The organism is Pseudomonas sp. GD03875 (assembly GCF_029840585.1).
GTDB lineage: Bacteria > Pseudomonadota > Gammaproteobacteria > Pseudomonadales > Pseudomonadaceae > Aquipseudomonas > Aquipseudomonas paralcaligenes.
This window is the reverse complement of the sequence record NZ_JAOCCV010000009.1, coordinates 144289-170471: the sequence shown is the minus strand read 5'-3', so window position 1 is coordinate 170471 and position 26183 is coordinate 144289. Positions and strand designations below refer to the sequence as shown.

The following is a 26183-nucleotide window of genomic DNA, read 5'->3' as shown; positions in this document are numbered from 1 at the left end:
TTTCTCCTTGGTCAGTCATCGTCCCGGATGCGCAGGGCGGGGTCGCCGAGCAGGCGCGCGCCGTCGAGCACGGTCTTCTGGTCCTCGGTCACGCCCAGCAGGTAGCTGGCGCGGATGCCGGTGAGGTTGGCGAGCCCCGTCTGCAGGCCGTCGCGCTGCAGTTGCTCGATGCCGAGGATGCGGTCGGCCAGCAGGCCGAACTCCATCTCGTCGCCACGCAGGATCACCAGGTAGTTGCGGTCGGAAAGCCCGTCGATGGGCAGCTCGAAGAACACCCGCAGGTCGAGCACCGAGACGATGTGCCCGCGCACGCTGACGATGCCCAGCACGAAGGGCGGCGTGCCCGGCAGCGGGGTGAACTGGGGCAGCGGCAGCACCGCCGCGACATGCCTGCTCTCCACCGCGTAGACTTCCTCGCCGAGGGTGAAACGGAGCACTTCGAGCAGACCGTCCGGGCGCGCCTCCTCGACGCTGCGGGCCCATTCGCGGGTGCGCTCCAGCAGGCGCGCCTCGCGCTCGGCCGGGTCCGGCGAGAAGCCTTCGTCGATGCGCCGCTCGAATTCCGCCAGGCGCTCGCGGATCAGCCCCCAGCGCGCGTCGTCGCCCTGCGCCCGGTCATCCTGCGGCAATTCGCTCATGGGCGGCCCTCCAGCAACTGGTCACACAACTGGCGCAGGCGGCCATGGCTCAGGCCATCGCCGAGCGGCACCGCCGCGTCGGCGGCGGCTCGCTCCAGCAGGTCGCGGCAGGTGCGCAGCGCCCTGTCGCCAGCCTCCCGGCGGCCCTGTTCGCGCAGCAGCAGGCCCTGCTGGAAATGCGCCATGGCGCAGGAGGGATCGAGGTAGAGCACCTTGTGCAGCAGTTTCAGCGCGGCCTGTCCGTCGCCCTCCTGGCGGGCCAGCAGGGCCTGCAGCCAGTGGGCGGGCAGCGCCACCGGGTCGAGTTCGACGGCACGCTGCAGCCACTCCCGCGCCTCGCCACCGTGCTGCTGGTCGGCCCAACTGCGAGCCATCAGCAGGCAGGCCCGGTAGCGCCGGGGCTGGGCCAGGCCGGGGCTGGCCAGGCAGGCCCGCAGCAGGTCGCGGGCCGGGTCGTGGCGGCCCTGGGCCAGCGCCGCCTCGGCGTCGCGCAGCAGCCTGTCGGGGTCCGGCGCGGCAGGCGCCTCAACGAGCGGCGGCACGGGAGGCGGCACCGGGATCACCACGGGCCTGGGCGACGGCGGCGCCTGCACGGGCGCGACGAATGCCGGCGGCGCGGGCTCCCGCGCCTGCCCGCCGGGCGACAGCGCATAGTTGCTGCCCGCCCAGAATCCGCTCAGGCCGGCCTGGGTGGCGAGGCCGGCCTCCACCGCGCTGAGCACCAGCATGCCGTCGCCGCCCAGGCAGCCCAGCAGGCGCCGCAGCGCCGCCGTCGCCTGCCCGGCGGAGAAGTACATCAGCACGTTGCGGCAGAGGATCAGGTCGACGGCGGCCAGGCCGCGCCCCGGGTCGGGCAGGGTTCCGCTGGCCAGGTTGTGGCGCAGGAAGCGGATGCGCCCACGCCATTCGGGGCGCACCCGCCAGGTCCGGCCCTCGGCCTGGAAGTGGCGGGTGCGGAAGGCTTCCTCGTTGCGGCGGAAGGCGTTCTGGCCGTAGCGGCCTTGCTCGGCCCGGGCCAGGAAGCCGGCGTTGATGTCGCTGGCCAGCACGTCCAGGTTCCAGTCCCCGCGCTCGCCGCCGAGCAGGTCGTCGAGCAGGAACAGCAGACTGTAGGCCTCCTCGCCGGTGCAGCAGGCCGCGCTCCAGATGCGCAGGTAGCGATGCCCCTCGGCCCGGCGCCGTTGCAGCAGCGGCGCCAGGTGGCGGCGCGCCAGCCAGTCCAGGGCCTCGGCATCGCGGCGGAAGTAGGTCTCGCCGACGGTGAACGCGGGGGTCAGCAGCTGCAGGCGGGTATCGTCCCAGTCGGCGAAGGCCAGGTCCTCCAGCCAGGTCGCCGGCGCGCCCTCCTGCTCCTGGGCCAGCTGGCCCAGGCGCCGCTCCAGGTCGGCCCTGCGCGCCCCCGAGAAGTCGAGGCCCAGGTGCTGGTGCACCTTGCCCGCCAGCACATCGAGCAGGCGCGCCGAACAGAGCGGTTCAGCCTGGCGCATGTCCCGCTCCGCTGGCGTCCAGGGCCCGTTGCAGGTCCTCTTCGTCGGTATCGGACAGCAGTTGCTCCACATCCTGGATCAGCAACAGCCCCTCCTCCGTGCGCAACACGCCTCGCAGCAGTTCGGTGGGCACCGTCGGCTGGGCCGCCTCGACCAGGTCGGCGACGCTGCAGCGGGCCGCCGTCTCCACCTGCTCGACCGGCACCAGCAGCTCGCGCGTGCGGCTGCGCAGCCAGAGGAACGGCTGCCACAGGGCCAGTGGCGCGGCCGGCCAGGCGAAGCGCCGGGCCAGGTCCAGCACCGGGATGATCTGCCCGCGCACGTTGGCCAGGCCGAGCACGGTGCGCGGCGCCCCCGGCAGCGGTGTGCACTGCAGGGCCGGGATGACCCGGACCACACTGTCCAGAGGCACGGCCAGGTGCTGCCCCGCCAGTCTGAAGGGCAGCACGAAGAATCTATCCATAGAAGCGTCCAGTTGCCGCAAGCGGTACTCCATTACCCTAGCCCAGCGCGGCATGGCGTCCAGCGCACCGGCCCGGATCGTCCCCCGGGAAAGCGTGCCACCGTCCACCCGCCAAATGGATTGAACGCAATCCCCCCTTCGAGCCTCATAGGGGTGTCGGAATCATGCTCGCGAGCACGAACCCCTTACCTGCCCTCTCCAGCACCCAAGCCATGCAACTGCTCTCCGCTATCGCCCCAGACGGAGCCTCCGTCGGACATCCGGGTTCCTCCCGCCATGACGGGTCGGTCGACGCGCTGCTGAAGAAACGCGACTGGAGCGATTCGCCCCTCGGGCCACCCGCCGGCTGGACGCCCGCCCTGAAGATACTGATGGCCACCGTGCTGCCGGCCAGCGCGCAGATCGTGGTGTTCTGGGGCCCCGAGCTGGTGGCGCTGTACAACGATGCCTACGCGCCGACCATCGGCACCAAGCACCCCCGCGCCCTGGGCCGGCCCGGCATCGAGAACTGGGCCGAGCTGTGGGACGACCTCGAACCGCTGCTGCGCGGCGTGCTGGAGACCGGCGAGACCTTCGCCGCCCGGGACCGCCCCTTCTATATAGAGCGCCACGGCCTCGGCGAGACCGTCTATTTCGACGTTTCCTATTCCGCGGTGCGCGAGGCGGACGGCTCGATCGGCGGCGTGCTGTGCATCGTCACCGAGACCACCGAGCGGGTGCAGTTCGAGCGGCGCCAGGCGTTCCTCCTCGAACTCGGCCAGACCCTGCCGTCGATCCGCGAGCCCGAACAGATCCAGAGCATCGCCCTGCGCAGGCTCGGCGAGGCCCTGGGCGCCTCGCGGGTGTTCTACGGCGAGGACAACGGCGACGACGCCACCTTCGAGGTACGCCAGGCCTACGTGCGCGATGGCGGTTCGATGATCGGCCGCCACCGCTACCGCGACTTCGGCCGGGAACTGCTGCCGGTGCTGCGCGCCGGCGGCTCGGTGGTGCGCGAGGACATCGCCCGCGAGGCCCTGCTGAACGCTGGCGAGAAGGCGCTGGCGACTGGCCTCGACCTGGCCGCCGCGCTGCACGTCCCGCTGCTGCGCCACGGCCGGCTGGAGGCCGTGCTGGCGATCCACTACAACCGGCCCCACGCCTTCTCCGAGCACGAGCGGCGGCTGGTCGAGGAGGCGGCCAAGCTGGCCTGGGTGTCGATCGTCCACGCCCGCGCCGAAGTGGCGCTGCGCGCCAGCTCGGCGCAGCTGTCGGCGATGTTCGACCAGGCCAGCGCCGGTATCGCCGTGTGCGACCACGCCTGGCACTTCACCCGGGTCAACGACCGCTATTGCGAGATCGTCGGCCGCCCGCGCGAAGCGCTGCTGGGCCTGCGCATGCACGACATCACCCACCCCGACGACCTCGCCAGCCACGCGCCGCTGTGCGAGCGCCAGGTCGAGGATGGCGCCTCGTTCGAGATCACCAAGCGCTACACCCGCCCCGACGGCACGCCGGTCTGGGTGCAGAACCAGATCACCCCGCTGGTCGGCGAGCAGGCGCTCGGCGGCCTGCTCTGCGTGTGCGTGGACATCAGCGAGCGGGTGCGCGCCGAGACCGATCTGCGCGAGCTGAACGAGGGCCTGGAGGAGCGCGTCGCGGCCATGGTCGCCCAGCGCGAGACGGCCGCGGCGCAGCTGCACGAGGCGCGCAAGATGGAGATGATCGGCCAGCTCACCGGCGGCATCGCCCACGACTTCAACAACCTGCTGACGCCGATCATGGCCTCGCTGGAACTGCTCCGCCGGCGCCTCGACGACGATCGCTCGACCCGCCTCATCGACGGCGCGCTGCAGGCGGCCGACCGCGCGCGCATCCTGGTCGGCCGCCTGCTGAGCTTCGCCCGCCGGCAGACCCTCAGGCCCCGCGCCGTGGCCTTGGAAGAACTGGTCAACGACATGCGCGACCTCATCGAGCGCTCGCTCGGGCCGATGATCGACGTGGCCATCGACATCTCCGACCGGCTGCCGGCCGTGGTGGTCGACCCGCACCAGCTCGAACTGGCCATCCTCAACCTGGCGGTGAACGCCCGCGACGCCATGGAAGACGGCGGGCGGCTGGAGATCGGCGCCGGCCTGGACGAGGTGGTCGAGGGCCAGGTCCACGGCCTCGCGGCCGGCCGCTACGTGTGCCTGGCGGTGACGGACAACGGCAGCGGCATGAGCGAGGAAACCCTGAGCCGCTGCGTCGAGCCGTTCTTCTCCACCAAGGGCGTGGGCAAAGGCACCGGCCTCGGCCTGTCCATGGTCCAGGGGCTGGCGGCGCAGTCCGGCGGCGGCTTCGACATCGCCTCCCACAGCGGCCAGGGCACCCGGGTCAACGTCTGGCTGCCCATCGCCCCATGCGAAGCGGCCAGCGTCGACAACGGCCCGGCGGAAGCCCCGGTGGCGCCACGGCCGGCCCACGTGCTGCTGGTGGACGACGAGGCCCTGGTGCGCCAGACCACCGCGCTGCAGCTGGGCGACCTGGGCTACCAGGTCACCGAGGCGTCTTCCGCCGCTGCCGCGCTGCGCGCCATCGAATCGGGCCTGACCCCGGACGTGCTGGTCACCGACCACCTCATGGCCGACAAGACCGGCGCCCAGCTGGCCCAGGATCTGCGCCGGCGCTTCCCCGCCCTGCCGGTGCTGATCATCACCGGCTACGCCAACCTCACGCCCGCCCAGATCAGCGGCTTCGAGGTGCTGGCCAAGCCGTTCCGCCGGGCCGAACTGGCCGCCCGGCTGGCCCAGCTGGTCAGCGCCGCCGGCTGATCAGGCGTCGACCCGCAGCACCGACGCGAAGCCTTCCTCGACGGTGGGCGGCTCCAGCATCGCGAACACGCTGCGCAGCGCCTGCTCCGGCACCACCTTGTCCGGCGTGCGCAGCCCGTTGCGGGCCAGTGCCTCTTCCAGGGTCGCCTGGACGAACACCGCCACCACCGGCACGCCCCGCGCCCGGGCCAGCGCCAGCAGCGGCGCGCGGTGGCGGGCTGCCGGCAGCGCCGCGTCGAATAACACGGCGCCCTCCTCCAGTTCGGCGGCATGCCGCGCGATCCAGGTCGACTTGCCCGCACCCTGCACACCCATGACCAGATAGAGCCGGCTGGCGTCGGCCAGCAGCGTCTCCACATCCGCATAGGCCCGCTCCCAGGCCTGACGGTTGCGCTCGGCGCTGAACACCCGCCCCTGCGGCGTCTCCAGGTAGGCGTCGGGGTCGACGACTCGCCCTGTCACCGCAGCGGGCGCCCGGAAACGAAATGGGTCGGGTCGTTGTAGCCCGGCGTCGAGGCGTGCCCCGGCGTCACCAGGGCATCGACGAAGGCCTCGTCCTCCGCCGTGATCGCCACCTCCAGCGCCCTGGCGTAGGTGGCCCAGTGTTCCTCGGTGCGCGGGCCGGCGATGGCCGAGGCGACCGCGGCGTTGTGCAGCACCCAGGCGATGGCGAACTCGACCACGCCGACGCCGCGCCGCTCCGCGTGCTCCCGTACCCGCTGGGCGATGTGCAGCGACTCGTCGCGCCATTCGGTCTCGAGGATGCGCTTGTCCTGGCGCCCCGCGCGACTGTCGCCGTCCGGCGCCTCGCCGGGCCGGTACTTGCCGCTGAGCACGCCGCGTGCCAGCGGGCTGTAGGGCACCACGCCGAGACCGTGGAAGGCGGCGGCGGTGATCTGCTCCACCTCGGCCTGGCGGTTGACCAGGTTGTACAGCGGCTGGCTGACGATGGGCCTGGCCACGCCCAGGCGCTCGGCGACGTTGACGATCTCGGCGATGCGCCAGCCGCGGAAGTTGGACACGCCCCAGTAGCGGATCTTGCCCTGGCGCAGCAGGTCGCCGAGGGTCGAGACGGTCTCCTCCAGCGGCGCCTGGTGGTCCTCGCGGTGCAGGTAATAGATGTCCAGGTAATCGGTGCCCAGCCGGCGCAGGCTGGCTTCGATGGAGCGCAGGATATGCTTGCGGCCCAGGCCGCGCTGGTTGGCAGGCCCGTCCGCCGGCCCCATGCCGACCTTGGAGGCCAGCACCCAGTCGTCACGCCGGGCAGCGATGGCCTGGCCGACGATCTCCTCGGAATGCCCGGCGTTGTACACGTCGGCGGTGTCGATGAAGTTGATGCCCTGGTCGAAGGCGGTGTCGATGATGCGCCGCGAGGTGTCGGCGTCGGTCGGCCCGCCGAACATCATGCTGCCGAGGGTCAGGGGCGAGACCAGCAGGCCGGAGCGGCCCAGGGGACGGTGACTCATTGCGTTCTCCTGTGGTGGATTGTAGGAGCGGGCTCTGCCCGCGAAGCGCTTGTGTCGTGTCATTCGCGGGCAAGCCCGCTCCCACATGTGGATGGCTTACACCGCCTCGGCGGAGTCCTCGTGGAAGGAGCCGTCGGACTGCCGGCTCCACAGGCGGTAGTAGTAACCGCGCTTCTTCAGCAGCTCCTGGTGGCTGCCGTCCTCCACCACCCGGCCCTTGTCGAACACCAGGATACGGTCCAGGTGGGCGACGGTGGACAGACGGTGGGCGACGACGATCACCGTCTTGCCGTCCATGATCTCGTCCAGCTTGTCCTGGATGAAGCGCTCGGTGATCGAGTCCAGGCTGGACGTGGCCTCGTCCATCACCAGGATCGGCGCGTTCTTCAGCAGCACCCGGGCGATGGCGATGCGCTGGCGCTGGCCGCCGGAGAGCTTGACCCCGCGCTCGCCGACCAGCGAATCGTAGCCCTTGTCCATGGACTCGATGAAGGCACTGGCCCCGGCGCGGTGGATGGCCGCCGCGACCTCCTCCGGCGAGGCGTCCAGGCGCCCGTAGTGGATGTTCTCGCGGATGCTGCGGTGGAACAGCCCCGGCTCCTGGGGAATCAGGCCGATTTGCTGGTGCAGCGAGTGCTGGGTCACCTCGCGCACGTCGGTCCCGTCGATCAGCACCTGGCCGGCGTTCACGTCGTACAGGCGCAGCAGCAGGTTGAGCAGGGTCGACTTGCCCGAGCCCGAGGAGCCCACCAGGCCGACCCGCTGGCCGGCCGGGATGCGCAGGTTGAGGTCCTGGAAGATCGGCCGGTCCGGCGAGTAGCCGAAGGCCACGTCGCGGAACTCCACCTCGCCGCGGCTGACTTCGAGCCGCCTGGCATCCGGCCTGTCCACCACCTCGTGCGGGCGGATCAGGGTGCGCACGCCGTTGGCGATGTTGCCGGTGGCCTCGAAGAACTCCAGGAAGCGCCGCGACAGGCTGGCCACGTCGTTGATGATCAGCAGCGACAGGCTGGTGGACATGACGAAGGTGGCGATGCTGATCTGCCCGCTGCGCCACAGGTACAGCGACAGCAGCAGCACGCCGACCTTCAGCAGCATGCCCGAGACCGACTGGAACCAGCGGATCTTCTCCATGTAGCCGAACGAACGGTAGGCGGCGCCCACTTCCCGCTCCAGGTAGTCGCCCAGGTAGCCGTGCTCGTAGGAGTGGCGGGCGAACAGGCGGATGTTGGTCAGGTTGCTCACCGCGTCCACCACCTTGCCGGTGCTGGTGCTGCGCGCCGCGGAGTAGTGCTGGGCCAGCGGGTGGCTGCGCTTGGCCAGGTGGTAGCAGACCACGATGAACAGCACCGACCAGCCGAACATGAACGCCGCCAGCAGCCCCGAGGCTGTCCACAGCAGCGCGGTGGCCAGGGTCAGGGTGACGATCAGCGGGATCAGGTCGAACAGCAGGATGCTCAGGGTCTGGTTGACCCCCAGCGCCACCTCGGCCACCCGGTGCGCCAGCGCGCCGGCGAACTCGCTGCTGACGAAGCGGTGGGAGTGCTGCTGCAGGTAGGCGTACACCGCGTGGGTGACGGTGCGCCGCTGCTGCGGCAGCACCCGGATATGCACCCCCGTGGCGCCACGGGTGAACAGCACCTCCAGCAGCACCAGCGCGGCGAAGGCCAGCACCGGCCACTGCAGCACCACCAGCGCGCGCTCGGCGCTCAGCCCCTCGCTAACCAGCCGGGTGATCTGGCCCAGCCCCCAGGGAACGAGGATGGTGCAGACCACCGCGGCGACCTGCAGCAGCAGGATGGCCAGGTACCAGGGCCGATAGTGGCGGACGAAGAACAGCACGAACTTCAGCGGCGTGTCGGGCAGGCTGCGGATGTTCCAGTCGAGCAAGGCGCTAGGCGCGCGCGGGGTGAATCTGAAGACGCTCATCGGCGTAAATGTCCTTGCGGCAGGGAACGGAGTCAGGCGGAAGTGCGGAGCGGCAGGTGGAAGCGGGTCAGGGGCAGCGGTTCGCCGTTCTCCTCGAAGGTGCGCTGGCTGGCGGCGTCGGCGACGAAGCCGGCGCCCTGGTAGAAACGGATGGCGCAGGTTGCCGTCCAGCACCCAGGCGGTGACGGCGGTGAAGCCGGCCTCCTCCAGGGCCTGGCGGGCGACGCGCCAGAGCTGGCCGCCAATGCCCCGGCCCCAGGCCTCCGGCTGCAGGTAGATGGCCATCAGCTCGCCGGTGGCCGGCGCCACGTCCTCGTCGCGGCTGGCGCCGCAGGAGCACCAGCCCAACAGCGCTCCTTCGGCCTCGGCCACATGGATCGTCGGCACGCCATCGCTAATGGCCTTCTCGAACCAGGCCACGCGGCGCTCCAGGCTGGCGTCCAGCCCGGCGAGGAATCCCGTCGACAGCAGGCCCCGGTAGGTCGCCTGCCAGCTGCGGATATGCAGCGCGGCGATGGCGCGGGCGTCCTCCGGCCGGGCCGGGCGGATCAGGACGGGGACTGGAGCGGCGGTCATCTCGGTTTCCACGGTCGATCTGGGGGCAGCCGTCAAAGCAGGCCCCGTGCCAAGTCGCCAGCCCAGCAAACGCGGGGCCTGGCGAGGCTCCGCAGGTGTTCATCCCTGACCATTCGGAACACTTTGCTGAATCGCTGTCCGATACTGGACAGCATGTCAACAAGGTCGCACAGTGCGCTCCTGCACATCGGGAAAGAGCATCAGGCCCATAAAAAAAGCGCCGCTTCCTCCAAGAGAAAACGGCGCCTTCCTAGACCAGCCAGTACCCGGCCAGTCGGACTCGATCGTCGGGCTATCAGCCCTGAGGGTTGATCGGGTTCTCCGGGTACCACACGTCCAGCAGCGGGCTGAGGGTGTAGCCGCTCAGCTCCTTGCGATCCTTCAACCAGGCCTCGAGCCGGGAGCGCTGCTCCTCGCTGACCGAGCCACGGCTGGACAGGCAGACGAAGCCGTAGTCCTCGCCGCCGACGTAGCCCAGGCCGTTGCCCTCGATGGCGTCGCGCAGGAAGGCATCGAGGAAATCGTCGATCTCGGCCTCGCCAAGGCCCTCGCGCAGGTCGAGGGTCAACTCGCAGCCCAGCTCCTGGAATTCGTCGACGCACAGCTTCTTGCGCAGGCGGCGGGAACGGTTGGTGGCCATAAACACTCCTAGATACTCATGATTGCAACGGGCGGCACTCTAGCAGGTTGCCGCGCCAGCTGCCCGCCCGTTCGGAAAAAAGCCCGCGCAGCCGGCTTTCAGGGCCCCGAGGACGAGATGCATGGGGCATAATGCGCGACAAAATCACTCCAGCTGCACCCTCTTTTCGCCCTTTTTTCTGCCTGGGCCCGTGCCAAATGATCAGAACGCTGCGCAACATCGTCATCGCTTCGCTCCTCCTCCCGGTCACCCTTCCCCTCTCCGCCGCCCAGGTCAGCAGCACACTGCCGGCCAAGGTGCAGCAGGCGCTCACGGCCAACAAGCTGAAGGCTGGCAGCCTGTCGCTGGTGGCCCTGCCGCTGGACGGCAGCGGCGGAGGCATCATCCACAACGCCGACGTATCGGTGAACCCGGCCTCGACCATGAAGCTGGTCACCACCTACGCCGCCCTCGAACTGCTCGGCCCCACCCACCAGTGGCGCACCGAGTTCTACGGCGACGGCCCGCTGAAGGACGGGGTGCTCAACGGCAACCTCTACCTCAAGGGCGGCGGCGACCCCAAGCTGAACATGGAAAAGCTCTGGCTGATGATGCGCGACCTGCGCGCCAACGGCGTGCAGCGCATCACCGGCGATCTGGTGCTGGACCGCAACCACTTCAACCCCCCGCAGCTGCCGGCCTTCAACGACGACGGTGGCGACCCGAACAAGCCGTTCCTGGTCACCCCCGACTCGCTGCTGGTCAACCTCAAGGCAGTGCGCATGGTCACCCGCACCAGTGGCGGCAAGGTCAGCGTGATGATGGAGCCGCCGCTGACCAACGTGCGCATCGACAATCAGGTCAAGGCCCTCGGCGCCGCCAAGTGCCCCGCCTGGCCGGACGTGCGCTACAACCCGGTCACCCAGTTCGACGGCACCACCCTGGTGGTGACCGGCAAGCTGAACGAGGGATGCAGCGCGCAGACCTACCTGGCCCTGCTCGACCACCCGGGTTACGCCGCCGGCGCCGTGCGCGCCATCTGGCAGGAACTGGGCGGCAGCATCCTCGGCAAGGACCGGGTCGGTGACGTGCCCAAGAAGGCCCAGCTGCTGGCCCGCACCTTCTCGCCGGACCTGGTCGAAGTCATCCGCGACATCAACAAATACAGCAACAACACCATGGCCCAGCAGCTGTTCCTCAGCCTGGGCCAGACCTTCCGCGATCGCGCCGACCCCGACGACGCCAAGGCCGCCCAGCGGGTGATCCGCGGCTGGCTGGCGAAGAAGGGCATCACCGCGCCGCATCTGGTGATCGAGAACGGCTCCGGCCTGTCCCGCGCCGAACGGGTCAGCGCCCGGGAGATGGCTGGCATGCTGCAGGCGGCCTGGCACAGCCCCTATGCGCCGGAGTTCATCGCCTCGATGCCGCTGGTGGGCATGGACGGCACCATGCGCAAGCGCCTCAAGCGCACCGGCATGGAAGGCCAGGCCCATATCAAGACCGGGACCCTGAACAACGTGCGCGCCATCGCCGGCTTCACCCGCACGGCCAAGGGGCAGAACTGGGTGGTGGTCGCCATCCTCAACGACCCACGCCCCTGGGGGGCCTCGGCTATCCTCGACCAGGTGCTGCTGGATATCTATCGGCGCTGAGTCGAGGTATCGCGCTCCAAGGTGCGCACGGCGCACCCTACTGTAGGTACGCCGCGCACACTGAAACGCTGCCTCGCGGGAAACCGCCACCCGCCCATCCCTACGTGCACAAACCGTAGGGCGGGTGAAACCCGCGCTAGGTGCAGCGCAGCTCACGGCTTTCACCCACACGGCCAAGCGCCAGAACTGAGTTGTGGTGGCCAGTGCTGAATGCGGCATAGCACCCCGTAGGGTGCGCCGCGCGCACCGAAACGCTGCCTCGTGGGAAATCCCACCCGTCCATCCCGGATTGCATCCGGGCCACGGCCACAGGCTGTACACAACGGGAGAAACCCGCGCTAGGCGCAGCACAGCTCGCGGGTTTCACTTGTCCTACCTCTGATATCCGCCCCCCAAAGCAGAACGCCCGATGCGAAGCATCGGGCGTTCCGGTACAGCCAGGGTCGGGTCGCGATCAGTGCGCGAACAGCGAGCCGCCCTGTTTGCCGGCGAGTTTCTCCGGGCGGATCAGGAAGCGGGCCAGGGCCGGCAGCAGCCACAGCGCGCCGAACATGTTCCACAGCAGCATGAAGGTCAGCATCAACCCCATGTCGGCCTGGAACTTGATCGCCGAGAAGATCCAGGTCACCACGCCGATGGCCAGGCACAGACCGGTGAAGAGCACCGCTTTACCGGTGGAGCGCAGGGTCTGGTAGTAGGCCTCCTGCAGCGGCATGCCGGCGCGCAGGAAGCTTTCCAGGCGGCTGTAGATGTAGATGCCGTAGTCCACCCCGATGCCCACGCCGAGCGCGATCACCGGCAGGGTCGCCACCTTCACGCCGATGCCCAGCCAGGCCATCAGGGCGTTGCCCAGGATGGAGGTCAGGATCAGCGGCAGGATGATGCACAGCATGGCGCCGAAGGAACGGAAGGTGATCAGACACATCACCGCCACGCAGATGTACACCAGCACCAGGATCTTCAGTTCGGAAGTGGCGATCACCTCGTTGGTGGCCGCCTCGATACCGGCGTTACCGGCGGCGAGGATGAACTGCAGGTCGTCCTTGTTGTTGTCCTTGGCGAAGTCCTCGACCACGCCCACCGCACGCTTGAGGGTCGCGGCCTTGTGGTCGTTGAGGAACACCAGCACCGGCGCCAGCGAGCAGTCGGCGTTGTACAGGCCGTCCGCGCGGGCGATGGAGTTGTTGAGGATGTCCGGGTTGCGCGACAGGCTTTCCCACTTGAGGCTGCCTTCGTTCATGCCCTTGATCACCTGCTTGGACACGCTGACCATCGAGATGGCCGACTGCACGCCCTCGGTGTTCTCCAGGCGCCACATCAGCTCGTCCATCGGCGCCAGGGTCTGGTGCGTGGAGCAGCCTTCGTTCGGCGTCTTGACCATCACCACCAGTACGTCGGAACTGGTCGAGTAGTTGTTGATGATGAAGTCGTTGTCCTTGTTGTAGCGCGAGTCCGGACGCAGCTCCGGCGCACCCTGGTCGAGGTCGCCGATCTGCAGGTGGGCCTTCTGATACCAGAAGGCGGACACGCCGGCAGTCAGTGCGATGACCACCGAGATAGGCGCCACCACCGGATGGGCGAAGTTGGACAGCAGGCGCCAGAACGGCTGGTCGCGGTTGGCCTCGCGCTTGCTGCGCTCGACCGCGCGCTTGCTGATGCCGATGTAGGAGATCGCCACCGGCAGCAGGATCAGGTTGGTGAACACGATCACGCCGACGCCGATGGAGGCACCGATGGCCAGTTCGCGGATCACGCCGATGTCGATGATCAGCAGGGTGATGAAGCCGACGGCGTCCACCAGGATGGCGATCATGCCCGGCAGGAACAGCTGGCGGAAGGTTCGCCGCGCGGCGGTCAGGGCGTTGTCCGCGTCGCTCGACTGCAGGGCGATACCGTTGATCTTCTGCACGCCGTGGGAAATACCGATGGCGAAGATCAGGAACGGCACCAGCATCGAGTACGGGTCGAGACCAAAGCCGGCCAGGTTCATCAGGCCCAGCTGCCAGACCACCGCGATCAGGGTGGTGGACACCACCGAGATGGTCGAGCGGATGCACCAGCTGAACCAGTACAGCAGCACCAGGGTGATGGCCAGGGCCACGCCGAAGAAGGCCACCACCATGAGCAGGCCGTCGATCAGGTCGCCGACCTTCTTGGCGAAGCCGACGATATGGATCTGCACGTTCGGGTTCTGCGCCTGGTACTTGTCGCGGATCTTCTCTTCCAGCTCATGGGAGAACTGGCGGTAGTCCAGGTTGAGCAGCTTGCTCTGGTCGTTCGGGTCCGGGTACTGCTCGAGCAGCGGCACGTCGACGATGCTGGACTTGAAGTTGTTGGCCACCAGGCGGCCGACCTGGCCGGACTTCAGCACGTTGCCGCGCAACTGGCCGAGGCTGCGCGCCGAGCCGTCGTAGGTCTGCGGGATCACTTCGCCGCCGTCGAAGCCCTCTTCGGTCACTTCGGTCCAGCGCACGCTCGGGCTCCACAGCGACTTCAGACCGGAACGGTCGACGCCGGGGATGTAGAACACTTCGTCGTGGATCTGGCGCAGGGTCTCCATGTATTCCTTGGAGAAGATGTCGCCATCCTTCGCCTCCACGGAAATGCGCACGGTGTTGCCCAGGTTGGCCAGGTCGTTGCGGTGCTCGAGCATCTTCTCGATGAAGGGATGCTCCAGCGGGATCATCTTCTCGAAGCTGGTCGAGGGGCGGATGTGCGACGCCTGCCACAGGAGCAGGATGGTGATCAGCGCGCACAGCGCGATCACCACGGGCCGGTTGTTGAAAATCAGGCGCTCGAGGAAGGTCGCCTTGTCCTGGTGATGGCTGCTGGTGGAACTCATATGCTCATTCGCCCCGACTTATTGTTTTGTGCCTGGCTCTTCGCCAGTCGAATCGGCGACATGCACGCCGCCCTGACCCACCAGGATCAGGTTGCCCGCCGCATCGTCGGTCACCCCGGAAAGCGAGGCGCGGTCGGCGCGGTTGACCACCGAGAAGGTCCGGCCGGAGTCCTTGCTGGTCAGCACGCTGCCGCCATGACCGACGATGACCACGGTGCCGTCCTTGAGCAGGCTGGCGTTGGCCAGGCCGAACTCCAGCGGGCCGCTGTCGGAGAGCAGCTTGACCTGCTGCCAGGTATTGCCGAAGTCGGTGGAGCGGTACAGGTTGCCGCGCAGGCCGTAGGCCAGGACGGTATTGGCGCTGGAGGTGCCGATGGCGCCGAACAGGGTGCCCTCGTACGGCCCCTGGACCTTTTCCCAGGTCTGGCCCCAGTCGGCGGAGCGGAACATGCTGCCCGCCTCGCCCACGACGAACAGGCCGGCGTCCTTCACCGCGGCGATGCCGTTGAGGTGATAGCCGTCCTCGTTGTCGAGGCGATCGCTGACGTTTTCCCAGTGCTTGCCGCCATCGCTGGTTTCCAGCAGCGCGCCGTAGGCACCCACGGCGTAACCGTTGCTGGCGTCACGGAACCAGATGTCCAGCAGCGGCGCCTCGCGCTCCAGGTCTTCGAACTGCAGCGTCCAGTTGGCGCCGCCGTCGTCGGTGGCGAGGATCTGCGCGTCGTGGCCGACGGCCCAGCCATGCTTGTCGTCGACGAAGTACACCGCGGTCAGCAGCTGGCGGCTCGGCACCCGGGCCTGGACCCAGTTGCGCCCCGCGTCTTCGGAGAACAGGATGTGGCCGCGATCACCGACGGCGACCAGGCGCTTGCCGGCATGGGCGATGTCCAGCAGCAGGCTGGTGACGGCCTTGGGCGATTCGATGGAAGTGACGGTGGCGGCGTCCGCGGCCTGGAGCGGCAGAGGCGCAGCGAAAGCCAGAACGGAACAGACGCTGAACAAGGACAGCGCCTTCGCCAGCGGCGATGGATGACGGGCCTGGGCCTGGACGGATGTCAGGCAACCGGAGCGGGTGCGCCGCATGACGGGCTCACGCATGTATTCCCCCTTTATTCTTATAGGTGGGTTCAAGCCTTGTGTTAGGCGGACCTCATGCTATACGGCTTTGGAAAAAACTGACAATCGGCGTGACGTTATGTTTTGTTAAGCGCCGCAGCGGCTCTGTGACGAGCCCCACAGCCCAGAACGAACACGGCGCACCCTACCCGAAATGGCCTGCTGGAAAAAGGCGACCCGGCCGGGGCCGGGTCGCAAAGAGGCCGCGCCAAGCCGGCGGCCAGGGCGTCGATACCTCAGCGGGTGCCGCGGCGGCGCAGGGCGGACGGCGTGAAGTAGCTGTCTTCCGGGGTGGCCTTGGTGAAGTCGACGGTGGCCGGCTCTTCGCTGTCCAGGTTCTGCACGTGGTAGCGACGGCTCTGCAGGTCGTGGAAGGCTTCCATGGCCGACCAGGTGGTGGGCAGGTCGTAGTAGTTCTTCAGGTAGGCGACCGACACGCGCCACAGCTCGCCACGGCCGTCGTACTGGTCGACGATGGCAGCCTGCCAGCTGTCCTCGTCGAGGTACAGGGTGCGCTTGGAATAGATGTGGCGGGCGCCCGGCTTGAGCGTGCCCTCCACCACCCAGACGCGGTGCAGTTCGTTGCGGGTCAGCGCCGGGTTGAGGTGGCCGACCTGCAGCACATCCTTGTACTTCACCCCCGGGCTGGAGATCTTGTAGTTGTTGTAGGGGATGTACAGCTCCTTCTTGCCCAGCAGCTTCCACTCGTAGCGGTCCGGCGCGCCGTTGAACATGTCGGTGTCGTCGGCGGTGCGCAGGCCTTCCGAGGCGGCGATCGGTGTGTCGTAGGCCAGGTTCGGCGCACGCCGCACGCGGCGCTGGCCGGCCGCGTAGGCCCAGGCCTGGCGCTGCTCCTTGACCTGGTCCAGGGTCTCGTGCACCAGCGCCGCGCCGCCGGCCAGGCGCGCCGGGCTCTTGGTGAAGGACAGGTAGTAGAAGAGGATGTTCTTCAGGTCGCCGTAGCTGCCCTTCGGGTCGTAGTAGCGGAACAGCGCCTCGGTCTCCGACACCACCGGCGAGTAGGCGCCGTTGCGCTGCACCGCCACCTCGGCGGAGCGCCGGGTGATGTAGGTGCCGCGGTAGCGCACGATGTGGTTCCACAGGGCTTCCAGGCCGTTCTGCGGGATCGCGAAGGGAATCCCGCCATAGGCGTCGGCGAAGCCGTTGCCACCGGCGACCAGTTTGGCGCTGGTGGCGTTCTTGATGGTGTTGTCGTAGACCCACTGGGGCGCCGAGCCGGAGCGACGGCTCTGGTACACCGGCATCTGGAAGGTCTCCGGGTAGGCTTCGAACAGGGCGATCTGGCCCGCGCTCAGCTTGTCCCGGTACTGGTCCAGGTTGGCCTTGGTGATGGTGAACAGCGGCTTGTCGTCCGGGAACGGGTCGATGTGGTGCTGGCCGCCGCCCTTGAAGCCCGCCGGCGGCTGGGTGATGCCGCCGGTCCATTCCGGGATGCTGCCATCGGCGTTGCCGGCCTTTTCCGCGCCGAACGGCGTCAGGCTGGTGCCCAGCTTGGCCGCCTCGTCGGCGGAGACGGCCGCCAGGGCGCTACCGGCGGAAAGCGCGAGGGCGACTGCGGCGCCCATCAGCGTGTGTTTCATCAGCATTGTCGATTCTCCGTACGAACGGGCCGGGCGGCCTGGCCGCCCTGCCCTGGGATGCGGTTTCAGAAGGAATACTTGAGGTTGACGCCGACGTTGTCGCGGTCGCGGCCGCTGTTGTTCTGCCCGCCGCCATAGTATTCGGTGTACTGCACTTCGGCCTCCAGGCTGTTCAGGTAGCTGGCGCGCAGGCCGACCGAGTAGGCCATGGCCCCTTCGACGAAGTTGCCGGTCTGGTGCGAGTTGCCCTTGAAGTTGTGCTTGAACACGGCGAAGGGCGACAGGTTGACCCCGGCGTAGACGTCGTTCCAGGTGCCGGACAGGGCCAGGGTGTAGCCGTAGGCGTCGCGGTCGAGCTGGTCCTTGTCGTCGTAGCCGGACACGTAGGCGCCGTTCGGCCGGCCGGAGAAGCCGCGCTTGCTGCCGTCGTAGGCGGTGTAGCTCAGGCTGCTGGCGCGGGCGTGCTCGGAGGCCAGTTCGGCCACGCCCATCAGCGAGTCGAAGCTGAGCGCGGGGCCGAAGTTGTAGATGGTGCCGATGGACAGGTTGAACGCCTCGATGCGCTCGTAGTTGTGGAAGGTCGGGCCGCGGCACAGGCGCTTGCCGGAGATGTCGGCGCAGGCCTGGTCGCCCGCCACGCCGGCGTCGTAGATGTCGGTCAGGCCGAAGAAGCCCTGGCCCAGCAGGTCGCCGAGCAGGTCGTTGGTAGCGCTGATGCCTACCGGCAGGTTGGGCCGGTAGGCCAGTTCGCCGAATACCGAGGCCTCGCCGATGGTGGTGTTGAAGCTGAAGCCGTAGACCCGGATGTCCTCCACGTACTCGCGGCGGGCGATGGCGTTGCTGGCGGCGTCCAGGGTCGCCAGGCCGGGCCGGGCGGCGTCGGGCACCGCGCCCCACAGCGGATTGGTGAAGTCCACGCCCTGGTAGCTGCCCAGGTCGACGGCGATCTGCGGCTCCTTGGCGTGGTAGTTGATGAAGTAGAAGCCGAACTCGGTGAGGTTCAGCTCCTCCGCCACGTAGCGCAGGGCGAAGCCGTACTGGCCATCGTTCTTGGCATTGATGTCGCTGCCGATGTTGGCCACCTTGAACACGTTGTTGGTCGGGTCCAGGTAGGCGTTCGGGCCGTACGGCCCGCTGCCCACCAGGCCGAACTGGGCGGCCAGCGGATAGGCCGCCAGCAGCTGGCTCACCAGCGGGTCGTCGAAACGGGTGTAGGCGGTGTTGCCGCCCTCGGCGAACAGGTCCGTCTCGGAGAAGAAGGTGCCGGACGGGTCGATCGCCGACTCCTTCCAGTTCCACTGGTAGAAGCCTTCCAGGGACAGGTTGTCGGTCAGGCCGACGTTGAAGTTGAAGGCCTCCACCGGGACCAGCACCTCTTTGAGTTCGGAGCCCGGCAGGCGGAACTTGCCGGCGTCGATCGGATTGGTGGTGTTGATGCCACCGCGGTAGAAGATGCCCTCGCCCCAGTTGAACACCTGGCGGCCGACCTTCACGGTCAGCGGCATGCTGCCCACGTCCCAGTTGCCGTAGACGTAGGCGTCGAGGATTTCGGCGCTGCGGCCGGCACTGCGCCGGGTCGCGTCGGTGAAGCGATCGTTGTGCGGGTAGCTCTGGCTCGGCCGGAAGTCGTCGTTGTCGTTGCGCTTGTCCATGATCTGGGTGTCATAGAAGGCGGTGCCGCGCACGAGCATGCCGTAGTTGCGGTAGTTGGCCTCCAGGTCGGAGGTGATCTTGAACACCTCGGAGACCAGACCGGTGTCGAAGTTGCGATTGCCGTCGTTGCCGTTGGTGTCGTCGTTGGTCTTGTCCTGGCCCTGCACCCGGTACAGCTGGCCGTAGGATACGGTGGTGTCCAGCGAGCCGGTCACTTCGCCATCGACGAAGCTGAATTCGACGGCCGAGGCCGGCGCCGCCAGCAGCAGCGGAACCAGCCCGGCGAGGGCGAAGCCCGCCTTGGCGGGAGCGAGGGACAGGGACGACTTGCGCAAGGGGATGGCCATCGGCAACTCCATGGATCGATTGTTCTTGTTATGGGCACTGGGCCACGGGACCGCGACGGCGGCCGAGCACCTGCCATTCAAGATCGATACCAAGAAGGCCCGATTTCCCGCTTCCGCCATCGCGGTCCGGAAAATGGCCGATCACACCCGAGGTTGTCTCAATTTGTCCCCTGCCTGGCGCAGTCTAGCCTTGAGAATCCGGGGCTTCCGCAGAGGAAAAGGCGTCTGCGGCGGGGCCTGCGGCGAGGCGGAAAAGCTGATCAGGTAGAAAGGAAACAGTCGGTAACAGATGGCGTTACCAAGCAAGCGCTCGGTAACGCCATCACCGATCAGGCCAGGCTCTTGCTGACCACCTCGTAGACGTCGCTGGACAGCTCGCCCGAGGCCAGGATGCGCTCCAGCTCGCCGCGCATCAGCGCCTGGCGCGGCGCGTCGTACTTGCGCCAGCGGGTCAGCGGGCTGAGCTGGCGCGAGGCGATCTGCGGGTTGGAGGCGTTCAGGCTGATCACCTGGTCGGCCAGGAAGCGGTAGCCGCTGCCGTCGGCCGCATGGAAGTTGACCAGGTTCTGCCCGGCGAAGGCACCGATCAGCGCGCGCACCTTGTTCGGGTTCTTCATCGTGAAGGCCGGGTGCTGCATCAGCGTCTGCACCCGCACCAGGCCGCCCGGCAGGGTGCAGGCGGCCTGCACGCTGAACCACTGGTCCATGACCAGGGCGTTGTCCTTGAAATGCTCGGCGAAGGCTTCCAGCGCCTTGGCCTTCTCCGCCTCGAACGGCGAGTTGACCAGCACGGCCAGGGCGGTCAGGCGCTCGGTCATGTTGTCGCAGGCCTCGTACTGCTCCAGGGTCGCGGCCAGCACCTCCGGCCTGCCGGTGAGCATCAGGTAGGACAGCGCGATATTCTGCAGGCTGCGCCGGGCGAAGTGGCTGGACTCGGCCACGTAGGCGGTGGCGCGGGAAATCTCGCGGTTGGCCTGGTAGCGCTTCCACAGCGGCTCGAACAGCGCCTCGGCCAGTTGCGCGCGGGCGAACTCGCGGGCCGCGTGGATGGCGTCGACGTCGGCCACCTCGGCGATCTCGGTGAGGTAGCCCTCCCCCGGCAGCGACAGCATCTCGGCGACCATGGCCTGGTCCAGGGACTCGTTCTCCAGCACGCTGCGCAGCGCGGCGACCAGGCGCTGGTCGAGCGCCAGGGCCTCGCCGCGCTGGTGCTGTCCGATCAGCTCCTGCAGCACCTGCACGGCTAGCTGCTGGCCGGCCTCCCAGCGGTTGAAGCCGTCGGAGTCGTGCTGCATGAGGAACATCAGTTGGTCGCGGCCGTAGGGGAAACTCAGCTTGACCGGCGCGCTGAAGCCGCGCAGCAGCGACGGCAGCGGCTTCTCCGCGATATTGACGAAGGTGAAGGCCTGCTCGGCCTGGGTCACCTGCAGCACGCGGGAGCGGCCGGCCGGGCGCTCCTCGCCGACCAGCTGCAGCGGCAGTTCGCGGCCCTGGGCGTCGAGCAGCGCCAGCTCCACCGGGATGACGAAGGGCAACTTCTCGGCCTGGCCCGGCGTGGCCGGGCAGCTCTGGCGGAACTGCAGGCGATAGGTGTTGGCCGCCGCGTCGTAGCTCTCGCTGACCTCCAGGCGCGGGGTGCCGGCCTGGCTGTACCAGCGTTTGAACTGGCTCAGGTCGACGCCGCTGGCGTCTTCCATGGCCTTGACGAAGTCGTCGCAGGTCACGGCCTGGCCGTCGTGGCGCTGGAAGTACAGGTCCGAGCCCTTGCGGAACTTCTCCGCGCCCAGCAGGGTATGGATCATGCGCAGTACTTCGGAACCCTTCTCGTAGATGGTCAGGGTGTAGAAGTTGGAAATCTCCATGTACGCGTCCGGGCGCACCGGGTGGGCCATGGGGCCGGCGTCCTCGGCGAACTGGTGGGTGCGCAGGTAGGCCACGTCCTCGATGCGCTTGACCGTGCGCGAGTTCATGTCGGCGCTGAATTCGGCGTCGCGGAACACGGTGAAGCCTTCCTTGAGCGACAGCTGGAACCAGTCGCGGCAGGTCACCCGGTTGCCGGACCAGTTGTGGAAGTATTCGTGGGCCACCACCGCCTCGACACGCTGGTGGGCGGCGTCGGTGGCGGTCTCGGCGCGGGCCAGCACGCAGCTCGAGTTGAAGATGTTGAGGCCCTTGTTCTCCATGGCGCCCATGTTGAAGTCGTTGACCGCGACGATCATGAAGATGTCCAGGTCGTACTCGCGGCCGTACACCTGCTCGTCCCACTTCATCGACTTCTTCAGGCTGTCCATGGCGTGCTGCACTTTGTCGATGTTCTCCGGCTCGACATAGATGCGCAGGGTGACTTCGCGGGCGCTCATGGTGGTGAAGGTATCTTCCACGCACCAGAGGTCGCCGGCGACCAGGGCGAACAGGTAGGCCGGCTTCCTGAACGGGTCTTCCCAGGTTGCCCAGTGGCGACCGCCCTCCTCGCTGCCGCTGGCGATCGGGTTGCCGTTGGACAGCAGCACCGGGTAGCTGTGCTGCTCGGCGCTGAGCGTGGTGGTGAACGTGCTCATCACGTCCGGGCGGTCGAGGTAGTAGGTGATCTTGCGGAAGCCCTCGGCCTCGCACTGGGTGCAGAACATGCCGCTGGACTTGTACAGGCCCTCCAGCGCGGTGTTGCTTTCCGGGTGGATGCGCACGCTGCTGTCGACCACGAAGCGTTCCTGGGTCGGCTGCAGGGTCAGGTGGCTGTCGCTCAGCTGGTAGTCGCCGGCACCCAGCTCGCGGTCGTCCAGCTTCAGTTCCAGCAGCTCCAGCTGCTGGCCGTCCAGCACCAGCGGCGGAAGGCCCGCGCCGGCCTCGGGGTTGCGCCGCATCACCAGCTGGGCGTGCACCAGGGTGTGGTCCTCGAACAGCTCGAAGGTCAGGTGGGTCTCGTCGATCAGGTAGTCGGGGGCCTGATAGTCCTTGAGGTAGATCATTTTCGGCTGTTCGGTACGCATGGCTTGTGGCCCTTGTTGTGCGGGCCGGCGATACGGCCCGTTGGCGATGAGTTCGAGTGGCTCAGTGGTGCACGGCCAACTGGTAGGCGGTGTACTTGCGGATGTTGATGACCCCGGTGTCGAACATCAGGTACTGACCCTTGATGCCGAGCAAGGTGCCCTCCACCAGCGGCTCCTTGTCCAGGTTGAAGCTGGTGATCTTGGCTGGGTAGGCCTCGATCGGGTAGCGGATTTCCACCACCGGCTGCTCGCCGAGCGGCTGCACGGCCTGGATGCCGAAGCGCTGCTGCAGGGCGTGCAGGCCCTCGGCGCAGGCGTCGAGGATGCGCTCGCGGATCGCCGGCAGGTCGACCGGCGCGGCATCGCTCTTGAGCAGCGCGCGCCAGTTGGTCTTGTCCGCCACCTGGCTGCGCAGCAGGTCTTCGACGAAGCCCGACTGCTGGCGGGTGGCGACGCGCAGGATCGGCAGCGCCTGGGTCGCGCCCTGGTCGATCCAGCGGGTGGGAATCTGGGTGGCGCGGGTGATGCCGACCTTCACCCCGGACGAGTTGGCCAGGTAGACCACGTGGTCGGTCATGCAGAACTGCTCGCCCCAGCTCGGCTCGCGACAGGTGCCGGCCTCGAAGTGGCAGCGCTCCGGGCTGACGATGCAGATGTCGCACTGGGCCAGCTTCTGCATGCACGGGTAGCAGTAGCCCTGGCTGAAGCTGGTCTTGGTCCGCCGCCCACAGTGGCTGCAGTGGATCGCGCCGAGGTATTCCAGGCGCAGGGTCTTGCCGATCAGCGGGTTGACCGGCACCTCCTCGTCGCCCAGGCGGAAGGCGTATTGCACCGGCGCATCCAGCTGCGCTTTCATCTTGCTCAGGGAGCCACGGGCCAGCTCGACCATCAGTGCAGGGTGTCCACGGAGGTGTACAGCAGGTTGGGGATCGGCTCGGACTTGGAGCCGCACTCCGAGGTGCCCATGTAGCCGGTGCGCTCTTCCTCGGGCAGGTTCTGGATCTCCCAGGCGATCATGGCCTGCAGCGACAGCTCCTTCTGCTCCTGGGTGAGCTTGCGGCCATCCGGCCACTTGCCGATCTCCACGGCCAGCTTGAGGCTCTGGTAGATCTCGGGGGTGATGTTCTCGATCATTTCGGCAAAGGACGACATACGGGGCTCCGGTAACGTCAGAACGCATGCAGGAACAGCTTCGCGGCCAAGGCCGCTCCCACAATCTGGGGGGCAGTTTACCGGCGCGCGCGCGCCAGCGCACCGCCGATCAGGCCGGCGGCGCAGCCGGCGACCAGGCCGCCGACGTGGGCGGCGTTGGCGATGGAGCCGAAGCCCAGGGTATCGATCACCCCGCTCAGGCACACCACCAGCCAGATCAGCATCATGCCCAGCACGCCACGCGGCAGCACGTAGGCCGGCGTCGGCGCCAGCAGTTGGAAGATCCAGCAGTAGCCGAGCAGGCCGTAGAGCACGCCGGACAGGCCGCCGAACAGCGCCGGCCCGCCGAAGCGGAACTGGGCCAGGTTGGACAGCACGCCGAACAGCAACGTCAGCCCCAGCAGGGCGAAGCCGCCCTGGCGCGCTTCGATGCGCCGGCCCAGCTCCCAGTACCACAGGCTGTTCATTGCCAGGTGGAGGATGCCGAAGTGGATCAGCATGGGCGTCGCCAGGCGCCACCACTGCCCCGCCTCCAGGCTCGCCTCCCAGGGCACGAAGTAGAGGTACTCGCCCTGGATGTGGAAGTCCTGGAAGGTCAGCCAGCGCAGGGCGGCAAAGTTGTCGCCGAGCAGGGTCAGGCCGGCCACGACCAGGGTCGCCAGCAGCACCAGCGCGGTCATCCAGCTCGCCCGCAGCTGTGCGACGAAGCCGGGCCGCTGGGGCAGCGCCGGGCTCGGTAGCTCCTCCTCCGCGGCGCCGTGCGGGTAGCGCAGGTACAGCTCGCGCACCTGGGCGGCCAGCGGCTCGGCCGGCACCCAGAGCACCTGCGAGCCGCGCTCCTCGCTGACCCGGTGCGGCACCTGGAGGCGACGCAGCAGGGCGACGAAACCGCCGAGGTCTTCCTGCAGCGGGCGACGCAGCGCTTCCACCGGTTTCATTGCGGCACCTCCGGGCGTTCCACCTCGACCCAGACGAACTTGTCCGGGTCGATCCGCGTCTCTTCATCCAGGCGGTAGGCCACCAGCTTGCCGTACATCACCGCGCTGTAGTCCAGGCAGGCCAGGTTGGGGCGCAGCGGCGCCGGGCGACCGCGGCGCCAGTAGTGGCCGACGAACAGCATCGGCTCGTCCAGGCCGTACTGCAGCAGGCGGCCCTTGTCGGTCGCGCTCAGCGGCAGGCTGGCCACCCCGTCGGGCAGGCCGTCGGGCTGGAACACCACGTCGCCGTAAGTCTGCGGGTCGTCTTCCCAGAACTTGGTGCGGAAATAGGCCCGGGTGAAGCCCTCCTCGCTGGTCAGCGTCAGGCCCTGGGGCAGGCGCAGGTCGGTGCCGCGCAGCAGGCGCTCGAACACCCGGCTGGCGAAGCTGCCCGGCACCGCCGAGGCCACCACGAAGTCGCGGTCGATGCGACCGTCCGGGTAGTCGGCCTTGAGCGCGCCGATCAGGCGGTTGTCCCAGCAGGCGTGGACCAGGCGGAAGCGCCCGGCGTCGATGAACAGCGGCATGCGCTGGAACCAGTCGAGGAAGTCGTGCCAATCGGCCGGGTGGTTCTCGAACTGGCGGAAGGTCTGTTGCAGCAGGCGCTCGTGGCGCGGCGTGTGCTCGCGCACATGGCGCCGCTCGCTGCTCGGCGGCGCCTCGGTGTACCAGCCGAGGGCGTTGTACTCGTGGTTGCCCATGATGCACAGCGCCTGGCCGGCCTCGACCATGTCGTGCACCAGGTGCAGCGCCTCGCGGATGCGCGGGCCGCGGTCGATGATGTCGCCGAGGAACAGCGCCATCCGCTGCGGATGCCGCCAGACGCCCTTCTCGCGGTGGTAGCCCATCTGTTCGAGCAGGCGCGCCAGGCTGCGTCCGCAGCCGTGCACGTCGCCGATCAGATCGTAGCCGCGCCCGCTGTCGAGCAGCATGTCAGTCGTGGCTCCACTGGCGGCCACCCCAGCCGAGCTTGGTCCGGCAGGCCTCGTAGTAGTTGTGGTCGAGCGGGTGGATCAGGCGCAGCTTCTGCGGCTTCTTGGCCACCGTGATGGTGTCGCCGGGGGCGCAGGTGAAGTGGTTCTGGCCGTCGCAGGAGACCAGTGGGTAGATCGGCAGGTCGTCGGCCACCACGATCTTCAGCTCGCTGTTGCCGTCGACCACGATGGGCCGGCTGGACAGGGTGTGCGGGTACATGGGCACGATCACGATGGCGTCCAGGCGCGGATGCATGATCGGCCCGCCGGCGGACAGCGAATAGGCGGTGGAGCCGGTGGGCGTGGCGATGATCAGGCCGTCGGCCTTCTGGCTGCAGACGAAGTGGCCGTCGATGAACAGCTCGAACTCGATCATCTTGGTCGACTTGCCCGGGTGCAGCACCACGTCGTTGAGCGCGTCGCCCTGGCCGATGGCCTCGCCGTGGCGGCGCACCTCGGCCTCCAGCAGGAAGCGGCTCTCTTCGAGGAAGCGCCCTTCCAGCACCTCGGCGACCTTCACCTCCAGCTCGTCCGGCTTGATGTCGGTGAGAAAGCCCAGGCTGCCGCGGTTGATGCCGAGCACCGGGATCTTGTGGCGCGACAGCGCCCGCGCCGCGCCCAGCATGCTGCCGTCGCCGCCGACCACGATGACCAGGTCGCAGACCTCGCCGAGGTTCTTCCGCGAGCTGGTCTGCAGGCCGTGGCCGGGCAGCACTTCGGCGATGGTGTCTTCGAGGATCACGTGCAGGTGACGCTCGAGCAGGAACTTCTTCAGGCGGCGGATGGTGTCGAGCGCCTGGGCGCTGCCCAGCCGGCCGATGATGCCGATATTGCGGAATTGCTCCATGGGGCGCTCTGCAACGGGGGTAGATTCGCCCGGATTATGGGCGAAAGGCGCTGACCGCAGCAAAC

19 protein-coding genes and 1 pseudogene are annotated in these 26183 nt (G+C 68.1%); 2 read left to right on the top strand and 18 right to left on the bottom strand.

Translation table 11 applies throughout. From position 1 onward, the window contains the following. Nucleotides 1-11: 11 nt before the first annotated feature. The 3 genes from N5D30_RS10900 to N5D30_RS10890 are packed head-to-tail and all read right to left on the bottom strand — an operon-like array spanning nt 12 to nt 2588. Nucleotides 12-638, bottom strand: a complete 627-nt coding sequence (locus N5D30_RS10900; protein ID WP_279909010.1) for a chemotaxis protein CheW — start codon at nt 636-638, stop codon at nt 12-14. Beyond that, nucleotides 635-2125, bottom strand: coding sequence for a CheR family methyltransferase (locus tag N5D30_RS10895; protein ID WP_279909009.1), 1491 nt, complete (start codon nt 2123-2125; stop codon nt 635-637). The genes N5D30_RS10900 and N5D30_RS10895 overlap by 4 nt, the downstream gene beginning before the upstream one ends. Further along, nucleotides 2112-2588 carry a chemotaxis protein CheW gene (locus tag N5D30_RS10890; protein WP_279909008.1) on the bottom strand — a complete coding sequence of 159 codons (477 nt, stop codon included), beginning with the start codon at nt 2586-2588 and terminating at the stop codon, nt 2112-2114. Before N5D30_RS10890 ends, N5D30_RS10895 begins: the two co-directional genes overlap by 14 nt. A 212-nt stretch (nt 2589-2800) precedes the next feature. Here N5D30_RS10890 and N5D30_RS10885 point away from each other — a divergent pair, with 212 nt between their 5' ends. After that, a complete protein-coding gene (locus N5D30_RS10885) occupies nt 2801-5380 on the top strand; it encodes a PAS domain-containing protein (RefSeq protein ID WP_279909007.1) in 2580 nt (859 codons plus the stop codon). On the opposite strand, the gene N5D30_RS10880 is transcribed toward N5D30_RS10885, so the two are convergent. The 5 genes and pseudogenes from N5D30_RS10880 to N5D30_RS10860 form a co-directional block, all read right to left on the bottom strand. Further along, nucleotides 5381-5842, bottom strand: a complete 462-nt coding sequence (locus N5D30_RS10880; RefSeq protein WP_279909006.1) for an AAA family ATPase — start codon at nt 5840-5842, stop codon at nt 5381-5383. Next, nucleotides 5839-6846, bottom strand: coding sequence for an aldo/keto reductase (locus tag N5D30_RS10875; protein WP_279909004.1), 1008 nt, complete (start codon nt 6844-6846; stop codon nt 5839-5841). Before N5D30_RS10875 ends, N5D30_RS10880 begins: the two co-directional genes overlap by 4 nt. A gap of 96 nt (nt 6847-6942) precedes the next feature. Then, nucleotides 6943-8775, bottom strand: a complete 1833-nt coding sequence (locus tag N5D30_RS10870; protein WP_279909026.1) for an ABC transporter ATP-binding protein — start codon at nt 8773-8775, stop codon at nt 6943-6945. Between the two features lie 216 nt (nt 8776-8991). Next, nucleotides 8992-9351: pseudogene (locus N5D30_RS10865) on the bottom strand (GNAT family N-acetyltransferase); the annotation flags it as partial. Nucleotides 9352-9646: 295 nt separating this feature from the next. After that, a complete protein-coding gene (locus N5D30_RS10860) occupies nt 9647-9991 on the bottom strand; it encodes a 50S ribosome-binding protein YggL (protein WP_279902387.1) in 345 nt (114 codons plus the stop codon). Nucleotides 9992-10188: 197 nt separating this feature from the next. Between N5D30_RS10860 and dacB the strand changes: the two genes are divergently transcribed. Next, nucleotides 10189-11622 (top strand): D-alanyl-D-alanine carboxypeptidase/D-alanyl-D-alanine-endopeptidase, encoded by a 1434-nt coding sequence (gene dacB, locus N5D30_RS10855; RefSeq protein ID WP_279909003.1) that lies wholly within the window; start codon nt 10189-10191, stop codon nt 11620-11622. Nucleotides 11623-12076: 454 nt separating this feature from the next. Here the strand turns inward: dacB and N5D30_RS10850 are convergent, their stop codons facing one another. The 10 genes from N5D30_RS10850 to N5D30_RS10805 form a co-directional block, all read right to left on the bottom strand. Beyond that, nucleotides 12077-14464 carry an RND family transporter gene (locus N5D30_RS10850; RefSeq protein ID WP_279909001.1) on the bottom strand — a complete coding sequence of 796 codons (2388 nt, stop codon included), beginning with the start codon at nt 14462-14464 and terminating at the stop codon, nt 12077-12079. An 18-nt stretch (nt 14465-14482) separates the two neighbouring features. Continuing rightward, on the bottom strand, nt 14483-15547 hold the full coding sequence (locus N5D30_RS10845) for a YCF48-related protein (RefSeq protein ID WP_220815286.1): 1065 nt from the start codon (nt 15545-15547) through the stop codon (nt 14483-14485). A 269-nt stretch (nt 15548-15816) separates the two neighbouring features. Then, on the bottom strand, nt 15817-17187 hold the full coding sequence (locus N5D30_RS10840) for a DUF1329 domain-containing protein (RefSeq protein WP_220815222.1): 1371 nt from the start codon (nt 17185-17187) through the stop codon (nt 15817-15819). Between the two features lie 59 nt (nt 17188-17246). Then, nucleotides 17247-19181, bottom strand: coding sequence for a DUF1302 domain-containing protein (locus N5D30_RS10835; RefSeq protein ID WP_279908999.1), 1935 nt, complete (start codon nt 19179-19181; stop codon nt 17247-17249). 329 nt (nt 19182-19510) lie between these two features. Then, complete coding sequence (pepN, locus tag N5D30_RS10830; protein WP_279908998.1) at nt 19511-22168, bottom strand: aminopeptidase N; 2658 nt, start codon at nt 22166-22168, stop codon at nt 19511-19513. A gap of 61 nt (nt 22169-22229) precedes the next feature. Continuing rightward, nucleotides 22230-23057, bottom strand: coding sequence for a DUF2797 domain-containing protein (locus N5D30_RS10825; RefSeq protein ID WP_220815225.1), 828 nt, complete (start codon nt 23055-23057; stop codon nt 22230-22232). Beyond that, entirely contained in the window at nt 23057-23320 is a 264-nt protein-coding gene (locus N5D30_RS10820) for a DUF1315 family protein (protein ID WP_220815226.1), read from the bottom strand. Before N5D30_RS10820 ends, N5D30_RS10825 begins: the two co-directional genes overlap by 1 nt. 77 nt (nt 23321-23397) lie before the next feature. Further along, nucleotides 23398-24258 carry a rhomboid family intramembrane serine protease gene (locus N5D30_RS10815; protein ID WP_279908996.1) on the bottom strand — a complete coding sequence of 287 codons (861 nt, stop codon included), beginning with the start codon at nt 24256-24258 and terminating at the stop codon, nt 23398-23400. After that, entirely contained in the window at nt 24255-25226 is a 972-nt protein-coding gene (locus N5D30_RS10810; RefSeq protein WP_279909024.1) for a metallophosphoesterase, read from the bottom strand. Before N5D30_RS10810 ends, N5D30_RS10815 begins: the two co-directional genes overlap by 4 nt. A gap of 4 nt (nt 25227-25230) precedes the next feature. Then, entirely contained in the window at nt 25231-26118 is an 888-nt protein-coding gene (locus N5D30_RS10805) for an NAD(+) kinase (protein ID WP_220815228.1), read from the bottom strand. Nucleotides 26119-26183 lie beyond the last annotated feature (65 nt).

Coding starts and splice junctions, on each gene's coding strand:
- N5D30_RS10900 (WP_279909010.1), bottom strand. CDS start 638: ATGAGCGAATTGCCGCAGGATGACCGGGCGCAGGGCGACGACGCGCGC.
- N5D30_RS10895 (WP_279909009.1), bottom strand. CDS start 2,125: ATGCGCCAGGCTGAACCGCTCTGTTCGGCGCGCCTGCTCGATGTGCTG.
- N5D30_RS10890 (WP_279909008.1), bottom strand. CDS start 2,588: ATGGATAGATTCTTCGTGCTGCCCTTCAGACTGGCGGGGCAGCACCTG.
- N5D30_RS10885 (WP_279909007.1), top strand. CDS start 2,801: ATGCAACTGCTCTCCGCTATCGCCCCAGACGGAGCCTCCGTCGGACAT.
- N5D30_RS10875 (WP_279909004.1), bottom strand. CDS start 6,846: ATGAGTCACCGTCCCCTGGGCCGCTCCGGCCTGCTGGTCTCGCCCCTG.
- N5D30_RS10870 (WP_279909026.1), bottom strand. CDS start 8,775: ATGAGCGTCTTCAGATTCACCCCGCGCGCGCCTAGCGCCTTGCTCGAC.
- N5D30_RS10860 (WP_279902387.1), bottom strand. CDS start 9,991: ATGGCCACCAACCGTTCCCGCCGCCTGCGCAAGAAGCTGTGCGTCGAC.
- dacB (WP_279909003.1), top strand. CDS start 10,189: ATGATCAGAACGCTGCGCAACATCGTCATCGCTTCGCTCCTCCTCCCG.
- N5D30_RS10850 (WP_279909001.1), bottom strand. CDS start 14,464: ATGAGTTCCACCAGCAGCCATCACCAGGACAAGGCGACCTTCCTCGAG.
- N5D30_RS10845 (WP_220815286.1), bottom strand. CDS start 15,547: ATGCGGCGCACCCGCTCCGGTTGCCTGACATCCGTCCAGGCCCAGGCC.
- N5D30_RS10840 (WP_220815222.1), bottom strand. CDS start 17,187: ATGCTGATGAAACACACGCTGATGGGCGCCGCAGTCGCCCTCGCGCTT.
- N5D30_RS10835 (WP_279908999.1), bottom strand. CDS start 19,181: ATGGCCATCCCCTTGCGCAAGTCGTCCCTGTCCCTCGCTCCCGCCAAG.
- pepN (WP_279908998.1), bottom strand. CDS start 22,168: ATGCGTACCGAACAGCCGAAAATGATCTACCTCAAGGACTATCAGGCC.
- N5D30_RS10825 (WP_220815225.1), bottom strand. CDS start 23,057: ATGGTCGAGCTGGCCCGTGGCTCCCTGAGCAAGATGAAAGCGCAGCTG.
- N5D30_RS10820 (WP_220815226.1), bottom strand. CDS start 23,320: ATGTCGTCCTTTGCCGAAATGATCGAGAACATCACCCCCGAGATCTAC.
- N5D30_RS10815 (WP_279908996.1), bottom strand. CDS start 24,258: ATGAAACCGGTGGAAGCGCTGCGTCGCCCGCTGCAGGAAGACCTCGGC.
- N5D30_RS10805 (WP_220815228.1), bottom strand. CDS start 26,118: ATGGAGCAATTCCGCAATATCGGCATCATCGGCCGGCTGGGCAGCGCC.